Here is a 17,547-nt window from a genome sequence, read left to right as displayed (position 1 = left end):
TAGTGTCGCATTTATTGAAAAAAAATGCTGATCCTAATATAGTAGATCGTAACGGAGTTATGCCTTTGCTTGTTGCTTATAAAAACCGTTCAGTAAGAATAATGGAACTTTTGCTGGAAAAAGGAGCTAATCCTGACGTTATAAATAGAAAAACAGGCACTACTCTTTTGTATAGTGCATATAATGAAGGTAATGTAAAAATATTTCAGCTTTTAATAAATCATAAAGCTAACCCTAATTTAGCTAATATTGATGGAACTACTCCATTGATGGCTACGTGCAAAAAAGGAGATTTAGAAACAGCTATACTATTATTAAAGCATGGAGCTAATATAAATGAATATAATGTAAAGAATGATACACCCTTGCGTTTAGCTTGCAAAAACGGTAATTTGGAACTAGTAAAAATGCTTGTAGAAATGGAGCTAATTTAGAAATAGAAGATAGTAGGAATACTATTTTATCTATTGCAGAGCATTATGCTCATACAAAAGTAAAAGTGTTTTTAGAAACAGAAATTAATGCTCAAAGAATATTAAATAAACTTGATAAAAATAATTCCTCATATAATCCGCCTCCCCCAAAGCCGCCGCGTTTACCTAAATTAGAAAGCTTAAATAAAAAAGCTTGGGTATTATCAGCAGATATTAATTCAAATATCAACCCTCCTAAATATGATTTTTTTAAATCGAATCGTGGAATTGAAAATAAATTATCAAAAGAGATAATAAATTCAGCAATAGAAGCGATCGATAAGGTAAGCCCGATTAATAATGAAGTACGTAGAGAAATAAAAAATATTTTATCAGAAGAATTACAAAAAATACCTATTAATAATTTAATAGTTAATAAGAAAGGAATAATAAATTTTATTACTGAAGAATTAAAACTAAATAATCAAGAAAATAATAATAATATAGGATACCAAACCTCTCAACAAAATTTAAGAGAGATTGGTAATCGAGTAGTAAATAGATATGTTTATACGCCAACTCACAAATGGCAAAGTTATATTAAATCTAATAATATTAATACTAATAAAAGTAATTATTTAGGAAGAAAATAAGTTAAAAAATATTTTTTTAATTCAATGAATGTTATACCCTAATAATTTAATTTTCTCATCCTCGTAATAGTTATTTTCAAAATCTACAAAACTTTCATCAGTTACATATTGTGTATTTGTATATTCATTAATTTTTTTTTCTAGAAACATTGTAACAAGTTTATTTGTAAAATATTGCTTATCGTTTACAAATTCGTGAAGATAATATAATTTTTTCATATGCTCTTCTAAAGCATTCAGATTGTTTTTTATAGAATTAATATTTAAAGTTGTTAATTTATACTTTATAAAGTCTATTATCTGATTATATTGGCTATGAAAATTTTTATTTTGTCTATATACTGGTTTTGAATGCAAAAATAATTCACCAAATGCAATTTCAGTTAAACTAAAATCTTCCTCATAAAATGCTACTTCGAGATCAATAAAATTTCTTAGCTCTTCACTTCCTGTACTTACTAAACTTACAATATTCTTACTAAACTCACCAACACTATTGCGTTTTACGCTCATATCGGGGTTATAAGGTGAAAGTATTTTTATCCCTTCTAAATTATGCCGAGTGGCAAGCAATTCAACAAGACTATTACCATTTTCGTCTTCAGCATTAGGGTTTCCTCCTGACTCAAGCCAAGCTTTTAATGCTTTCATGTCATTATTTTGAATAGCTTCAAAAGGGGTAGGTATAATTTTATTAGGCATTTATTTTATAAAGATTAATTAAAAGTTAATCTATCAATATACGTAAATTATTAAAAAATCAATTAATTTTTTAGTAGGTAACTTAAATTTTTAATTGATAATTAATTTTATTATGTGTAATGTTTTTGCTACCAACAATTAACAATAGGTTAAAATATGAGTAGGTTAACAATAACTAATTCTAATAATGATTTAGGTCCTATAAGCATTAGTGATTCTGAACATATATGTACATTTACATTTAAATCTGCTGTTATACCAGAAAATAATGTTACAGTTGTTAATGATAACAGTAAGGGTAGAGATTTGAGTTATACTAAAATTTTTTATAATGATTGCAGTAAGAATGTTGAGATTGAAACTAATAATGAAGGAATTATTTTTAATAACTTTGCAGGAGAGCTTAAGATCAAAACTAAAGAAGCTATTATACCTGCTGATGGTTTTAAAATTACCTATAACAATAATCACAATTTAAATTATACTATGATTTCTTATGATAATGGAATTATTGTTGAAATTCAGGGTGGTATGGTTAATATTAATGGTTTTGGGGATTCTGTTAAATTCGGAAACTATTGCACTGTTACTCAGATTAATTTGGACTCAGAAATTATTATATATAATCATGAGGAAAATCGATCGACCTTATTATTGAAGAAAATAGTTTGACTAACAATAACCCTTTAATATTAAATCAGTGCTCATATTTAGAAAATATTTTTGTTAATGCCAATACAATATTTGATAATTTATGTGCATATAGTAAAGTGAATTCTATTAATATTGCAAATGGTAAAAACTTTGAACAAACTGAGAATGACCTAGATATAAGTGAGTTAACACTAGAATCAGCAACAAAAATACAATTTACTCATAATAGAAGTAATTATAAATTCATTAATCCATCCCCAAGTAACGATTTAGTGATTAGGAATTTGTATAATATTGCAGAGGATTCTAAAAGTATTAACACGATTAAAAAGTATAATGATAACAAAACAGGGGATTATGATTCTTGTCATCTTGCAATGTTTAAATTTTTCAATCCTGAAGTATTACAGTTAGGAGATATTCCTGATTCACAATGAGTAATTAGTTATTTTAAAAGCTTGATTGATCTTGTTCTTTCTGGCTCTCATGGTCAGAGCCTATAATACCGGACAGTTTTAAAAAAATGTTATATTTTAATCAGGCGTAGGTGACCTTATATGTCATTCTTAGCAACGGCGGGAAAGCATTGTTGCGTAGATCAAAAAACGTGATCGGTGTCATCTAGTTGCTTGGGAACTAGATCCAGAAAATAATAAAAAATACTAAGCTGGCTCTAGTTCATAAATCACGGGATGACAGGGGAAAATGATCCACGCAACAATACCACGCGGGAATGACATATAATAATAACTGTCCGGTATTATAATCCAGCCAAGGGGTGACAGCAAAAAAAATCGAGCCATTCAATAAAGCCAAACTTTTAGCTAAGAATGACACCAAGAATATTTTCCGCTCTACGTGGGACAAGCCTTAAGCGGGAATGATATAAAAGCTATCTAATAATATTATTTTTTTTCACAATGGCACTGATTTTTTTAAATTATCTAGTGCTATTTTACTGTAGACAGAATATTAAAAAAAGAAGAAATGGTAGCGAGGGAGGGATTTGAACCCCCGACACACGGATTATGATTCCGTCGCTCTAACCAACTGAGCTACCCCGCCAAAGATGTGTTTTTATTGTGGATTTTGCTGTAAATGCGATATTTTATTGTTCTTCAGTTAGTCTTAATTGCGTCCAATCTAAAAGCGTGTTCGGTGACACCTAGTTAGCTTGTACCTAGTTATTGCATGGCTTCAATGTCATTCTCGCCTAAGGCTTGCCCCACGTGGATCAGTTTTTTCGTCATTGCGAGGAAATTACGAAGTAATTGACGAAGCAATCCAGTAAAAAATGCTAACTTATAGCATTTTTTATTATTTTTTCTGGATTGCCACGCTCCTTGCAGTCGCTCGCAATGACGACTCTTGATTTACGCAACAATGCCGCCACGGGATGACGCAGAGGGCGTTTTTCGACCCACGCAATAATGCTTCACCTACACGAAAACGAAATAAAACAATAAATTAACGTTTAGAGAATTGTGTTTTCTTACGTGCTTTATGTTGCCCGTATTTCTTACGCTCTACTACTCTAGAATCACGTGTTAAGAAGCCACCTTTACGTAAAACAGCATGAAAGTCTGGAGCTGATTGTGCTAATGCTTTAGATATACCATGCAAGATAGCACCTTTCTGCCCTGAAATACCACCCCCTCTAACTGTACAAACTATATCATACTGATTATTAGTTTTCGTTAAAGTAAAAGGTTGCAATATAGTTTTGACTTGCGTTTCAGAAGCAAAATATTGATCTAAGCTTTTTTTATTAACAATTACTTGCCCTTTTCCTGGTTTAAGCCAAACTCGTGCTATAGCGTTTTTTCTTTTACCAGTAGCATAGAATCTACCTGAATTATCTATTTTCTCTTTAGGAGTTTTAACTGTTTGTTTGTCAGCAATTAAAGCTTCCTTATTTAGCGGCTTTTCTACTTTGTCTGTTTTAATCTTTAACGTTGTCATAGTTGATTACTTCTTATTTTTTGGATTTTGGCTTGCAAAATCATAAACTACAGGCTGCTGTCCTGCGTGAGGATGTTCATTATTTGCATAAATATATAGATTACTCATTTGCTTAGCACCTAAAGCATTTCTTGTAATCATTCTTTTAACTGCCATTTTAATGACTCGCTCAGGGTGTTTACCACTTAAAATTTTACCTGCAGTAGTATCCTTAATACCGCCTGGGAATCCCGTATGTCTATAATATATCTTCCCATCTTTAGGATTTGCTTTTTTACCGGTTAATGTTACATGCTCTGCATTGATTATGATTATATTATCACCACAATCCATATGAGGAGTAAAGCTAGGTTTATGTTTACCACGAAGCATATTAGCAACTCTACTTGCAAGTCTTCCAAGTACAACATTTTTTGCGTCTATAACCCACCATTTTTTTTCAATTTCCGATGGTTTTGCAGAATAAGTTTTCACAACAATATCTTTTTAATTAAAATTTTTGAATAAAGATCTAAAGCCATATTTAATAGCATTAATACCAGTAGTTTGTCAAGTTATATTTAGTACTATTTGTTTCCGAATATTATTTTTCTATCGGTAGAAAAATATAAGTTTTTATTAGCAGTTAAACCATAATAATGGATATTATTAATGATTTTAGTAATATTTGGCACTGTACCTAAATGATCATTATTATCTAAATCAAAGCTATATAAAACACCACTCATAGAAATAATATCTAGGCTGCGACTGCCGTTATTCTCTGCTATAAAAGGTGCTAAGAAAGTAGAAGCTTTGAGTTTTTTGGAATCTTTTCCATCATTTAAATCAGCTACAAATTTTACTAAGCCTGTTTCAGGATTAAAAGCAGCTATCTGCCTTGCATTATTTGTGACAAATAAACTATTACCGATTAAGGATGTTGATTGAATATCCTCAGCATTTACTTGCCAAATAGCTGCTCCTGTATCGAGATTTAATTTAATAAGTTTACCGAGTCCTGTTGCTATATATAAATTATTATTATCATAAATAGGAGTACATAAAATGCTAGCTTCTTCAAAATTTGGTATAGCTACATGATCGAAACTTGCAAATTCAAAATTCCATTTTACTTCACCATTTTTTGTATTTAATGCAAGTATTTGTCCGGAATTATAAGTTATTATTACACTATCTTTATGTACTATCGGTGTCATGAAATAGCTTGCTGATAGAACTTCAGCTAAACTCTCATGCTCCCAAACGTTTTTTAAAGTTTCAGCATTTAAAGCTGTTGTTTGATTGCTGATTGTTTGGACTAAAACCGTGCTATCATTTAGCATAACCGGTTTTGTTCGGATGATATCAGGAAGCTGTTTTCTAATTATTTCATAACCTGTTTTTGCATCAAGTACTACTAATAATCTTGAACCATATGTTACATATAACTTATCGTTAAAATGTAGGATGCCACCACCAATATAATTATCTTTTTTATTTCGGCTTAAATTATAAGACCAAATAACTTTATTCTTTTCTATAGAGAATGCTGAAACATTTGACCTAATGTCTAACGCATAAATCATATCACCAACAAAAACAGGCTCTGTAATGGTTTTATTTTTAACAAAATCATACCGCTTGTTTTTTAACATATTTGGATTAAATGCATATATATTTGCACTATTTCCTAAATATATTGGTTCGTTAGATTGCAGAGATAATTTAGGAGTTAATTCAACTATATTTTTTACTCTTTTTGGACCAAGTGCGTTACATGCACTTAAAATAATGAGCGGTAATAATAAACTTACTATTTTCTTGATCATATTTCTCCTTTAATTCTATTATTTAGCTCTATCTAAGCCTGCAAGCAAAGCTTTTGCCTGATCTTTTAGTAAATCTGAAGTGTTATTTGATGCTACTAAAATTCTTAAATTCTTTTCTGCTTCTGCAAGCATATTGCTCTTAATATCCCAAATAGCTTTCATAATATTTGCTGTAGCCCAAAAAGGCTTATTTTCATCATCAAAATAATTTAAATATTTTACTAATTTTTCTTTATCAGCAATATCTAGATTTTCATCATCGATAACGAGACTACACCATGCAATACGAGCATATGAAGTAACGATTTCTGAATATTCCTTATTTTCAATAATCTTACCAAGTAAATCTTTGGCTTCTGAATTTTGTTGCCCTGAAAGTTTTATAGCAACTTGCTCTAGTAAAGCAATCTCTTTTATCTTAGTATCACTAATGCCAACTAAATTTTCTAAGGTACTAATAGCAAGTTCCCTATTACCTTGCACAACTTCTAAATTAACTGCTTTAACAAAAATGTCACCATTTTTTTGGTTATTTTCAATTTGCTTATTTTTATTGTTATTGTTAATGACCATTATAGTAATAGCTATTAAGGCAATAATTATTACTATAGGTAAAAGTCTTTTAAAAAAAATCAGCCTTTTTTCTTCATTTTGATCATTTAATACTTCGTCTAGAATATCTGTCATATTTTTTATTTTGATTTAGTGGTACAGCCAAATTTAAGCTTAGCATCTTCCGCCATTTTTTTAGATGCAGCTGTTCTATTACTTGGAAATTCCTTATTCAGCTTATCAAGCATATTGCAAGCTTCTGTAGTCTTCTTTAATTCACCAAGTGAAAGTGCTAGCTTTAATAGACCATCAGAGGATTTTGCTCCTTTTGGCGATTCTTTATAACCTTTTAGATAATTAACAGCAGCTGTATTATAATCTTTTTGTTTAAAAAAGCATTCTCCATACCAAAAATAAGCATTACTAATCATTGAACTCTTAGGGTATTTTTGGATAAAGTTTTTGAATTTATTTTTAGCATCATCAGTCTTATTATCTTTGTAAGAAGCAAGAGCTAAATCATAAGCTTGTTTATCAGGTGCAACATCCTTGTTAGGTTCAGGAGCAGTTTTTACCTCCTCTACGCTATTAGGCATATCTTTAAGTAGGCTCACGTCAAAGACATCAGGAGTATTTTGATGTTCTGTTTCTGAGGCTTCAACATTTTCACTTAATTGTGGAATATTAGAATTTTTGCTTAATATATCAATTTTATGTTGTAGAACTTCAATTTTACCAATTAATCTTCTAATTTCTTGTTCTTGTTCATCCAATCTACTTTCAAAATCATTACTTGCTGCATATTTTAAAGGTTGTCCCTTTATAGTGCCACTTTCTGCAAACGTTAATAATGAAAATAAAAGAGTAAATATTAAAATAACTAGCTTCATATTATTTTTTATTTTTACAATAATGTTTCTTATAATACTGAAAATTTTCTAACATTCCACATGTTTTTAAAAATCTTACAATAATCTATCATATACCGCAGATATTTTAAGATTTGAAAGTCAAGTAAGTGGTAAGCCTGCACAAGCAGTAGATAACTACGTGAGCACAGGCGGATCCTAAAATTTGACCTATACGAAGATCAACTTCAAAAAGAGCAAGGAGTTCATAAGACGAGGAGCGGCAGCAGTTACTTAATACGTGAGCACCGCAGTACTTATAGAACGACGTAGCCAATTTTTGAAGTTCATCGAGTATATTTTATATTTCGATGCTGCCGTCATAAGCAAAAGTCAGTATAATAGTAGTTCCTTCATTTATTTTACTTTGCAGATCAAATTTACCATTCATAAGCTCAACTAACTTTTTAGTAAGCGGCAGTCCAAGCCCTGTACCTTCATATTTGCGGCTAAGTTCACTATCAATCTGTCCAAATGTTGACAAAGTTTTTGGTATATCTTTTTCTTCAATACCAATACCGGTATCTATAACTTTTATATATACTAATTTAGCTAGCTCATCTTTTTCCATTGTAATAGTAACACTTCCACCGGCATTTGTAAATTTTACAGCATTTGATAGAAGATTTAAAAATACTTGCTTAAGTCTTTTTGGATCTGCCTTTATAACAATATGCTCTTTCGGTGACTTGTTAACTAATTCTACTCCAGCTTGATCAGCACGAGGCTTAACAAGTATAAGTGATGAGCTAACCAGTTTATTTAAATCAAGATCAATACTATCTACTTTTAGCTTATCCGCAGAAGCCTTAGAAAGATCCAAAATATCGTTAATCATACTAAGTAGATGCTTACCGGCATCATTAATATCTTTAATATAATTTCTACTTTTTTCTGGATCTTTTTCTGACATTAAAATTTCAGAAAAGCCTATTATAGCGTTAAGAGGGGTTCGTAACTCATGACTAATATTGGCAAAGAATTTTGTATTTGAGGAGCTAGTCTTTTCTACCTTTATTATTTCAGCTTTTAAATTTCTATTTGTTACTAGCTGCTCTTCGATAATATGCCTAGCATAATTGGTATTACTAACAATTATAGTACAAAATATTATAAAAATAATAATAAAAGTTATGAAAACTTTTTGCTCAAGAGATATTATATTTTGCCACTGATTAGTAATATTAGTATTAATCTCAAGTATTGCATCTACTGGAAAATTGTTTAAATCACTACCTATAATAGGTATATAGCTAGTAATAAAAGAAGCTTTTTTTTCTGTTAAATCATTTTCATTCTGAATTATAACCCTAGGAAGTAATATATGACTTGTAACACCTTCAAGAACACTTAACAAAGGTGCTTTTGCAGTAAGAGATCTAAAAAAATATTTATCAATTTTTGCGGTGAATATTTCAACTAAACTATCATCTGGATAATTATCCACACTATACATATTTAGCATATTACTGGTAATAAATTTATTACCGTTAAGATCATACAGAGAAATGTTAATATCAAGATTAGTAAACCAATCAGCAGTAATAATGACAAAATCAATGAATTCTTGATCTTGTAATAATTTTAAATAGCCAAATTTATGTAATTTATTAATTACATTTTCATGAGCATTCCAAATATTGCGGGTATAAAGACAAGCAATTTTAGTGTTTTGTAAAGCTACCTGTTTTACTATCATCTCTTTTATCATAAAATAACGATAAAACATCATATTTATGACAATATTAAGAAATAATACAACAAATGATAATCTGACTATATATTTATTATGGTTCATTATCACCTTATTTTTCTGTATACTCGTTTAATTTGAAAAATTGGCGTCGTTGTTTTTTGCTTTTAATCCTCACGTATTAAGTATACGCTGCGGTTAAAAGCTTTAAAACGCCTTGCTCTTTTCCAAATTAAACTTCGTCTACTCAACTCTTCATTTAGTAGTAGTGTAATGTCTCACGTCATTGCGAAGAGATTCGTAGAATCGACGCAGCAATCTCAAAAATCCTGTACTATTTCATAAGATTGCCACTTCGCTTCGCTTCTCGCAAGGCATTGCCCGCGTGGATCATTCTCCCCCCCTGTCATCCCGTGGCTTGACCACGGGATCCAGAAAAACAATTAAAAATATCAATATCATTGATATTTTTAACTGGACCTAGTGGGGTGACATAGGTGGGGCTGGTTCACTCTTATTTAACTTCCCCTTTTGTTTCCAGATTCTTATTAATAATTAACCCTGTAATTACATCATAAGCACGAGCAAATTGGTAATCTTTTTTGTATAATTCAGATAATTCGTTATCTTCTTGTTTGTTATTTTTATCTTTTGTTTCTTTTTTACTATCTTTATTTTTGGATGAATTATCTTTTTCGGCATCATTCTTCAAATAATTTTTTAAAGAACTTTCAGAAAAACGTTTATCTATTTTTTTAACCTCTGGATATTCTACTTTTGCTGGTTCAATTATAATATCAGGCTCTATACCATCTGCTTGAATAGAACGACCGCTTGGTGTGTAATATTTAGCGATAGTAAGTTTTACAGCTGCTCTTTGATTAATTTGAGTCAAAGCCTGAACTGAACCTTTACCAAAAGATTTAGTCCCAAGTATTATCGCTCTTTTATGATCTTGCAACGCTCCTGCTACTATTTCCGCAGCTGAAGCAGAATTGCCGTTTATCAGGACTATCATAGGAACTTTTGGAGCTTTCAGTGAAAACTCATTTGCTTTGGTTTCAGTATCGATCAAGTTAGCTCTACCTTTTGTCGTCAATATTATACCGGAATCAATAAAGTAATCACTAACAGCAATTGCCTGTTCTAGTATACCTCCTGCATTATTACGTATATCGAGAATAATACCTTTAATATCGTCTTTACTTTCAGATTTAAGCTTTTTTACTGCTGCTTTCAATTCAGAGATTGTTGATTCGTTAAAAGTAATAATACGTATATAAGCAATATTATTTTTTTCCAAATGTGCTTTTATTGGGTTCATTTTCACTATTTCACGAGTAAGCTCTATATCTTGTGGTTTTACCTCATCGGCTTTTATAACCAGTAATTTAACTTTAGTCCCCGGCGTACCTCGCATTTCTTTCACGGCTTTGTTAGGACCAATTGTAGATACTAACTCGTTATTCACCCCAACTATGTAATCCCCTCCTTTTAGACCAGCTTTGAATGCAGGCAAATCATCAATAGGAGATATTATTTTTATAGCCCCGCTATCATACATTATGGTAACTCCAATTCCGCCAAACTCACCTTTAGTAAATGTAAAAATATCTTCAAAATCCTCACCTGTGTAATAACCTGAATGCGGATCAAGCGAATTTAACATGCCGTTAATCGCTTCATCTATCATTTTTTGTTTATCTGGTATTTCTACGTATTCTTTTTCAACACGTTCAAATATTTCCTGAAACTGCTTATAAGCTTCTTCGTTTGTTATTTTATTTTGAGGCTCTTTCGTTTCTTCTTTAGTAGCGGCAAATACAGAAACAAAATTTATAGTAAAAAATAATGCTATAATTAAACGTAAATACATAATACTCCATTTTCATTGTCATCCCGTCATTGCGAGGAGAAACTGTAAGCTTCGACGAAGCAATCTTAGGAGTCTTGTACTACTTCATGAGATTGCTTCGTCGCTTCGCTCCTCGCAATGACGCTTATCTTAAATATCCAACTCGTTAATAATCTTATCCATTTTAACTAAAGCCTGTTCATAAATAAATTGGAATCTTTTTTCCGGCTTTTTGCCCATCAAATCATCTACTATTTTATCAACATTTTGAAAATCTTCTAAAGTAACCTTTAATAATGATCTTTTTTCTGGATGCATGGTAGTTTCTTTTAACTGCATAGGCATCATTTCACCGAGTCCTTTAAATCTACCAACTTCAATCTTAGCTTTACTACTCTTGGATAATTTATCTGTTAGTTTGGCTTTTTCCTCTTCATCATTTGCATAATAAGTTTTATTAGACTGCGTTAAGCGATAAAGTGGTGGTTTTGCTAAATATAAATGTCCATCTTCTACTAATTTTGGCATTCTTAAAAAGAAGAAAGTCATTAATAATGAAGCTATGTGAGCACCATCAACATCGGCATCAGTCATAATAATTATTTTCTCATAACGCAAGTTTTCTTTTTTATAATTCTTCATACTACCACAAGCAAGAGCTATTTCTAAATCTTGTATAGCTTGGTTATTAACTATCTTTTCAAGCGTAGAGCTTGCAACATTTAAGACTTTTCCCCATAACGGCAATACCGCTTGCGTTTCTCTATTACGTGCTTGTTTAGCTGAACCACCTGCCGAATCACCTTCTACAATAAATAATTCTGTACCTTCTGGTGAAGTTCTTGTGCAGTCAGCAAGCTTACCGGGCAGACGTAATTTTTGCGTAGCATTTTTACGAGAAATAGTTTTTTCATTTTTCTTATTTAATCTAAACTCAGCAATGGCTATAAAATGCTCAAGCAAATTATTAGCTATAATTTTGTTGCTACTAAGAAAATGGTCAAAATGGTCTTTTATAATATTTTCAGCAGGTTTGCTTACACCTTGAGATACTAATTTTTCTTTAGTTTGCCCTTGAAAAGTAGGCTCGGCTATAAAAATAGATAGTACAACACTTGCAGTTTCTAAAATATCTTCAATAGTTAGATTAGCGGTTTTTTTATTCCCAACCATTTCACCATATGCTTTAAGTCCGCGTAGTAAAGCAGATTTAAGACCTTGTTCGTGAGTTCCGCCTAAGGGTGTTGGGACTGTATTACAGTAAGATTGAATAAATGCCGAGCTATCATTATTTTGCCAACAAATTGCCCATTCAAGCTTTATGCCGTCTTGCTCTGATTCAACATTCCCAGAAAAGATTTCTGGCGTAATTAAATCATCTGGTGTTATTTTTGAGCTTAAATAATCTTTTAAACCATTTGGGAAGTTTATTAATGCTTTCTTAGGTACATCGCTAGATGCTTCAATTTCACACTCCCATTCTATAGTAACACCTCGATATAAATAAGCTTTCGATCTTGCAAGCTCATAAACTTTTTTAGGATTAAAATGTAGTTTTTCGCCAAAAATTTCTGGATCAGGGATGAAGTTTATCGATGTACCTTTTAGCCTTTTAGGTGTTTCTTCACATATTAATTCGGTTAATTTTTCACCTTTTGCATAGCTTTGCTTATATAATTTACCCTGCTTATATACTTTAATTTCTAGATGTTCTGCTAAGGCATTAACTACTGATACCCCAACACCATGCAACCCACCAGCAGTTTGATAAACATTGCTTGAAAATTTACCGCCAGAATGAAGCGTAGTTAAAATAACTTCTAATGCTGATTTATTAGGGAATTTAGGATGATTATCGATAGGGATTCCACGACCATTATCCGATATGGTTATACTGTGATCCTGATGCATTTTTATCGTGATAATACTTGCAAAACCGGCTACAGCCTCATCCATAGAGTTATCAAGCACCTCAGAGACTAAATGATGCATAGCATTTAAGTCTGTGCCACCAATATACATACCAGGTCTTTTACGAACAGGTTCAAGCCCCTCTAATACTTCAATATCTTTTGCACTATATGTATTGTTAACTATCTTAGGTTTTTTTTCTTTGTTGAAGCTAAATAGATCGCTCATAAGTTAGAATTACGATTAAAAAAGAATTTTTTATACTTCTTTAAATTAAACTATTTAGTATAGAAAAGCAATTATGGTTTGAAGAAAATATATAATTAATAATAATGTAAGACGAGTATTAGTAACCCTTAGCTTTGGTCAGCATACACGCTATATTAGTGTTTCCACGTGCTATGGCGATATCTAGAGGATATTGACATTCAGAGTTTAAAGTAGAAATTTTTATGCCGCGTATTACTAAATATTTTGCTAGATAATAATTATCTTTATAAACAGCAGCAGTAAGTAATGTATCACCTTTATTATTTTTTTCTTGTAATATAGGGTAAACATCAAGTAAAACACGTAATTTAGAAAGGTTATTTCTATCGATTGCTCTAAAAGAGTTATCTATTGCACTACAATAAGATAAGGTAGCGGTAATATCTTTTTTCTTATTTAGATCGTTGTCATATTTAACGAGACTTTCTACAGCTTTTCTTCTATCAGCATTTGCTATCCATTCTGCTTTTTTCTGGAATAGCTTAATATATGAATATATATCCATCTGATCTAAAGTAGCCTGCTCGGTTAACTTACCAAGTATAATATCATCATCAGGTAATAATAACATTTGGCTTTCGTCTTTAGCAAATTTCGTTGCTGATTCCGTTAGTTCTGTATTAACGATATTATCTTGCTTCTTAACAACTACATTTGAAGAACTTACTGGAGTGCTTGTATTTTGTGGTTGTACCTGTTTTTGATTAGCTGGAGCTGAATTGTTAGCAGCATTAGTATTATTAGAACCTTGATTCTGATTTGCAGATAACACTTCAACAGGTTTTAATGGAGTATTCCAATCTTGTTTTTTCGGCGAATTTACATCGGCAGTAAATGTTTCTTTCGAATTATCAGTTTTGGCTGAAGAATCGGTTGTAGTTGGCATTGTTGCAGGCGGAACTACAGGCTGTACCGCTGGTATAGGCGTATTACTAGGTGCAGTTGGTGCTGTCGGTTGATTAACTGTAGGTACAGGCGTATTAGGCGTAGATGGTGTTGCCGGTACAGGTGCAGGAGTTGTTACTGGCGGTGTTACTACGTCACTTGCTGTAGGCTGATTAACTACAGGAACAGGAGTAGCTGGCATTACTGTTGGTGCTACCACTTGAGGAGGGGGCGGTGCAGTTACATTATCTTGCTGTTCATTCGCCTCTGGTGGAGGAGTAAGCTTTATATATTGATGCGTAGGTGGCAGAGCAATAGGTTGATATACTTGGGTACGTGGTGCAGGTGGTACTACATAGCTGCCTGGACGAAGAGGTGGATTAGATATAAGAGATCCAGCTACTTTAAGCTCGGGCTGTGTTTCTTCATTATTTGCAGTATTAGGCAAAGGCGTACTATTTGCTTCTTTGTTATTAGAAGATGCCACATCTTTTGTATCATCATGAGAAGCTAAATTCGTATTAGTTTGATGAGTCTGATTGCTTGCACTAGGCAATGTTGCATTACCCATATCTATAAAAGGCTCAGATGCTTCTTTTTCACTATTCGTATCACTATGTGAAGCTAAATTCATATTAGTTTGATGAGTCTGATTACTTGCACTAGGCAGTGTTGCACTACCCATATCTATAAAAGGCTCAGATGCTTCTTTCTCATTATTTGTATCATTATGTGAAGCTAAATTTGCATTAGCTTGATGAGTCTGATTGCTTGCACTAGACAGTGTTGCACTACCCATATCTATAAAAGGCTCAGATGCCTCTTTCTCGCTATTTGTATCATTATGTGAAACTAAGTTTGTATCAGTTTGATGAGTTTCATTGCTTGCATTAGGCAATTGTACTTCGTTTTTGTTAGATTCTTGTGAAACTAATTTATCACTTGGCTTATCTTGTTGTGCTTGCGGGTTAGGCAATGGAGCTTTTTTTGGTGATTTATGGAAAAATTGTTTAATCTTATCAAAAATGGACATAGATGATCTAGAGTCAGAAGTAGGCTGCTCATCTTTGCTTTTTATATCAGAATTTTGTGATGGCATAGGTAATGGCGGCGGTGCAGCAGCATAGCTTTGCAACGCAACTAGGGATAGACTTATAAAAAATAATATCCTGCATAATTTATTTAACATATATTTCCCTATTAAATAGTTATTTGAGTTTATCATCTTGTAGCAGCTTTACCTGCGTGGCTCAATTTTTCCGTCATTGCGAGGAAAAACTGTAATTTTTGTACGTGTGCAATTACAGGATGTTTAACAAGATTGCCACGTCGAAACTACGTTTCTCCTCGCAATGACGCTTAACCTAACATTCTCTACTTCCTACTATTTTGTACTAATTTTTTTATTTCACTCTCTACTAATTCTTTTACAAGCGAAGGTAGGTTTTTATCAAGCCATGTTTTAAGTTCCGGCTTTAGCATTTCGATTACTAATTCTTCAAGAGCATTTTTAGATGAAACATTATTATCTAAATTTTTATCTTTAATAGTTGAGGTGAAATCTTTTAAAATATCATTTACTTTTTCAGCAGATTTAGTTGATATTAGCTCCTCTTCATCTTGGTCTATTATTTCTGTTAACTCAAGTATATCTTCGTCCTCATTGTTTAAATTTTTACGCTCGTTAATTACTCCTTTAACAGATTTTAGAATGTCTTCTATCGACATATCTTGGCTTTCCTTACTCACTTAGAAACCTATAAACATTTTCTTTTTAATAGTCTTAAATTCCTCTTCAGGACTGAAGTATTTTACCTTAAGCTTTAAACTTTGAGCAGTTAACTCACCAGTTAATGATTTCATTTGATATGCAGTAAGTATAGAGGCTTTATAAGCATCAACACGTGTTATTTTTGCATCATAGAGCTTTTCTTCAGCACTTAAAACATCTAACATTGTTTTAGAACCTACTATTTCCTCTTGTACTGTACCATCATAAGATATCTGAGCTGCCGCTACTCCTTGATCTGCTGCAATAATACGAGATTTTGCTGCTTCAAAACCCTCCCATATACTTATAACATACGCCTGCACTTGTCTTATTGCACCATCAAGCTGTATCGCACTATTTCTTGTTTGATTTTTAGCTGATCTAATTTTTGAATATTGAGCTCCTCCATTTGGATAAATAGGAACATTAACAGATAACGTAGTAGTAACATTTCTAGTATTTATTTGCTCAGTGTTTAAATTTTGCGGATTATAATTAGTTCTACCAGATTGCAATTTTACACTTACTTGCGGCAATAATTTTCCCTTTTCTACTAACTCTTGTGCTTTTGCTGAAGTTACGCTATGTCTTGCTGAATCAATATCAGGATTTAAATTAACAGCTCTTTTTGTTAGCTCATCTAATGAATTTGGCAATCCTTGAGGTAAAATAGGCATAGCTATATCAGTAGGTTCTATACCGAATACCCTAATAAAGTTTGCTTTTTTTGCTTGGAAATCAGCATAAGCGGTTAGCTTATTCGTTTCTGCTGCTGCAAGCCCTGCTCTTGCAGTTGCTATATCTATCTCAGTTGCTTCACCAAGCCTTAATTTTTCTTCTACAGTGTTTACTTGTTGGATATTAGTACGAACTCTACTTTCTGAAATATCATATTTCTCTTTACTTTCAAAATAATCAAGATAAGCGGTGATTAAATCTAATAATACTTTTTGCTCACTAGAATAATATTGACCACGTGACGATCTAAAAGCTGCCTGTGCAGATCTAAGAGCAGCAACATCTGAACCACCATTAAATAAAGATTGTTCAATTACCACTGTCGCTTGATTATTATCTACTTCCGGGGGGCTGTTAAGTTGTTGAGCATATCTCCTAGCATATTTGGTTTTACTATTATTTCTGTTAACACTCAACGCTGCATTAGGCATAAATCCTGAAAAAGCTTGAGGAAATTGCTCAATAGAATTAACAAATTTAACTCTTGCAGTCTTCAGATCATTGTTATTTTTATACCCTTCTGTTAAAGCTTCTTGCAAATCTATTGCAATAACGGGAGAAGTTAGTAATAATGAGAAAATAAATATAGTTAACTTACGCATAAATTTTTTAAATGAGTTGGTAATATGGTAGTAAGATTAGTTTAATCTTTCAAGAATATAGCTATTTTTAAGTTAGATAATATAATACTATGTAACAATGTTAGCACGTAATATAACAAAAATTAATTCTAAGGGCAATGATAACTATTTTATATTTCATTTTTCTA

At 31.9% G+C, this 17,547-nt stretch carries 16 protein-coding genes, 1 tRNA gene and 1 pseudogene; 4 read left to right on the top strand and 14 right to left on the bottom strand.

Annotated features, from left to right (window positions below):
* Positions 1-2 precede the first annotated feature (2 nt).
* Entirely contained in the window at positions 3-434 is a 432-nt protein-coding gene (locus AAHF54_RS01205; RefSeq protein WP_342170083.1) for an ankyrin repeat domain-containing protein, read from the top strand.
* A gap of 65 nt (positions 435-499) precedes the next feature.
* Positions 500-1,066 carry a hypothetical protein gene (locus AAHF54_RS01200; protein ID WP_342170082.1) on the top strand — a complete coding sequence of 189 codons (567 nt, stop codon included), beginning with the start codon at positions 500-502 and terminating at the stop codon, positions 1,064-1,066.
* A 21-nt stretch (positions 1,067-1,087) separates the two neighbouring features.
* Here the strand turns inward: AAHF54_RS01200 and AAHF54_RS01195 are convergent, their stop codons facing one another.
* On the bottom strand, positions 1,088-1,768 hold the full coding sequence (locus AAHF54_RS01195) for a hypothetical protein (RefSeq protein WP_341788799.1): 681 nt from the start codon (positions 1,766-1,768) through the stop codon (positions 1,088-1,090).
* 156 nt (positions 1,769-1,924) lie between these two features.
* Between AAHF54_RS01195 and AAHF54_RS01190 the strand changes: the two genes are divergently transcribed.
* Entirely contained in the window at positions 1,925-2,440 is a 516-nt protein-coding gene (locus AAHF54_RS01190) for a hypothetical protein (RefSeq protein WP_341788798.1), read from the top strand.
* Positions 2,437-2,859, top strand: coding sequence for a hypothetical protein (locus tag AAHF54_RS01185; protein WP_341788797.1), 423 nt, complete (start codon positions 2,437-2,439; stop codon positions 2,857-2,859). Before AAHF54_RS01190 ends, AAHF54_RS01185 begins: the two co-directional genes overlap by 4 nt.
* 551 nt (positions 2,860-3,410) lie before the next feature.
* Here the strand turns inward: AAHF54_RS01185 and AAHF54_RS01180 are convergent.
* From AAHF54_RS01180 to AAHF54_RS01120, 13 genes and pseudogenes are all read right to left on the bottom strand, one after another.
* Positions 3,411-3,487, bottom strand: a tRNA-Met gene (locus AAHF54_RS01180).
* A gap of 171 nt (positions 3,488-3,658) precedes the next feature.
* A pseudogene (locus AAHF54_RS07440) lies at positions 3,659-3,795 on the bottom strand (lytic transglycosylase domain-containing protein); the annotation flags it as partial.
* 94 nt (positions 3,796-3,889) lie between these two features.
* Positions 3,890-4,384: a 30S ribosomal protein S9 gene (gene rpsI / locus AAHF54_RS01175; protein WP_342170081.1), complete on the bottom strand. Its 495-nt coding sequence runs from the start codon at positions 4,382-4,384 to the stop codon at positions 3,890-3,892.
* A 6-nt stretch (positions 4,385-4,390) separates the two neighbouring features.
* The gene (gene rplM, locus AAHF54_RS01170) at positions 4,391-4,858 is read right to left on the bottom strand and encodes a 50S ribosomal protein L13 (protein ID WP_016948207.1); all 468 of its coding nucleotides are present in this window, start codon (positions 4,856-4,858) and stop codon (positions 4,391-4,393) included.
* Positions 4,859-4,950: 92 nt separating this feature from the next.
* On the bottom strand, positions 4,951-6,195 hold the full coding sequence (locus tag AAHF54_RS01165; protein ID WP_341794926.1) for a PQQ-binding-like beta-propeller repeat protein: 1,245 nt from the start codon (positions 6,193-6,195) through the stop codon (positions 4,951-4,953).
* Between the two features lie 18 nt (positions 6,196-6,213).
* Complete coding sequence (locus AAHF54_RS01160) at positions 6,214-6,882, bottom strand: DUF2659 family protein (protein ID WP_341788795.1); 669 nt, start codon at positions 6,880-6,882, stop codon at positions 6,214-6,216.
* A 5-nt stretch (positions 6,883-6,887) separates the two neighbouring features.
* Positions 6,888-7,637, bottom strand: a complete 750-nt coding sequence (gene ybgF / locus AAHF54_RS01155) for a tol-pal system protein YbgF (protein ID WP_342170080.1) — start codon at positions 7,635-7,637, stop codon at positions 6,888-6,890.
* A gap of 319 nt (positions 7,638-7,956) precedes the next feature.
* Positions 7,957-9,453 (bottom strand): HAMP domain-containing sensor histidine kinase, encoded by a 1,497-nt coding sequence (locus AAHF54_RS01150; RefSeq protein ID WP_342170079.1) that lies wholly within the window; start codon positions 9,451-9,453, stop codon positions 7,957-7,959.
* 409 nt (positions 9,454-9,862) lie between these two features.
* Positions 9,863-11,224 (bottom strand): S41 family peptidase, encoded by a 1,362-nt coding sequence (locus tag AAHF54_RS01140; RefSeq protein ID WP_341788792.1) that lies wholly within the window; start codon positions 11,222-11,224, stop codon positions 9,863-9,865.
* Between the two features lie 129 nt (positions 11,225-11,353).
* Positions 11,354-13,342, bottom strand: coding sequence for a DNA topoisomerase IV subunit B (gene parE / locus AAHF54_RS01135; RefSeq protein WP_341788791.1), 1,989 nt, complete (start codon positions 13,340-13,342; stop codon positions 11,354-11,356).
* A 118-nt stretch (positions 13,343-13,460) separates the two neighbouring features.
* Positions 13,461-15,458 (bottom strand): ankyrin repeat domain-containing protein, encoded by a 1,998-nt coding sequence (locus AAHF54_RS01130; protein WP_342170078.1) that lies wholly within the window; start codon positions 15,456-15,458, stop codon positions 13,461-13,463.
* Positions 15,459-15,643: 185 nt separating this feature from the next.
* Complete coding sequence (locus AAHF54_RS01125) at positions 15,644-15,997, bottom strand: DUF2497 domain-containing protein (protein WP_410525924.1); 354 nt, start codon at positions 15,995-15,997, stop codon at positions 15,644-15,646.
* A 21-nt stretch (positions 15,998-16,018) separates the two neighbouring features.
* The gene (locus AAHF54_RS01120) at positions 16,019-17,380 is read right to left on the bottom strand and encodes a TolC family protein (RefSeq protein WP_342170077.1); all 1,362 of its coding nucleotides are present in this window, start codon (positions 17,378-17,380) and stop codon (positions 16,019-16,021) included.
* Positions 17,381-17,547: the final 167 nt, after the last annotated feature.

It is taken from the genome of Rickettsia endosymbiont of Seladonia tumulorum (assembly GCF_964030815.1).
In the GTDB taxonomy this organism is placed as follows: domain Bacteria; phylum Pseudomonadota; class Alphaproteobacteria; order Rickettsiales; family Rickettsiaceae; genus Rickettsia.
Note: the sequence above shows the minus strand (reverse complement) of the source record. Positions and strands in the feature narration are given on the sequence as shown.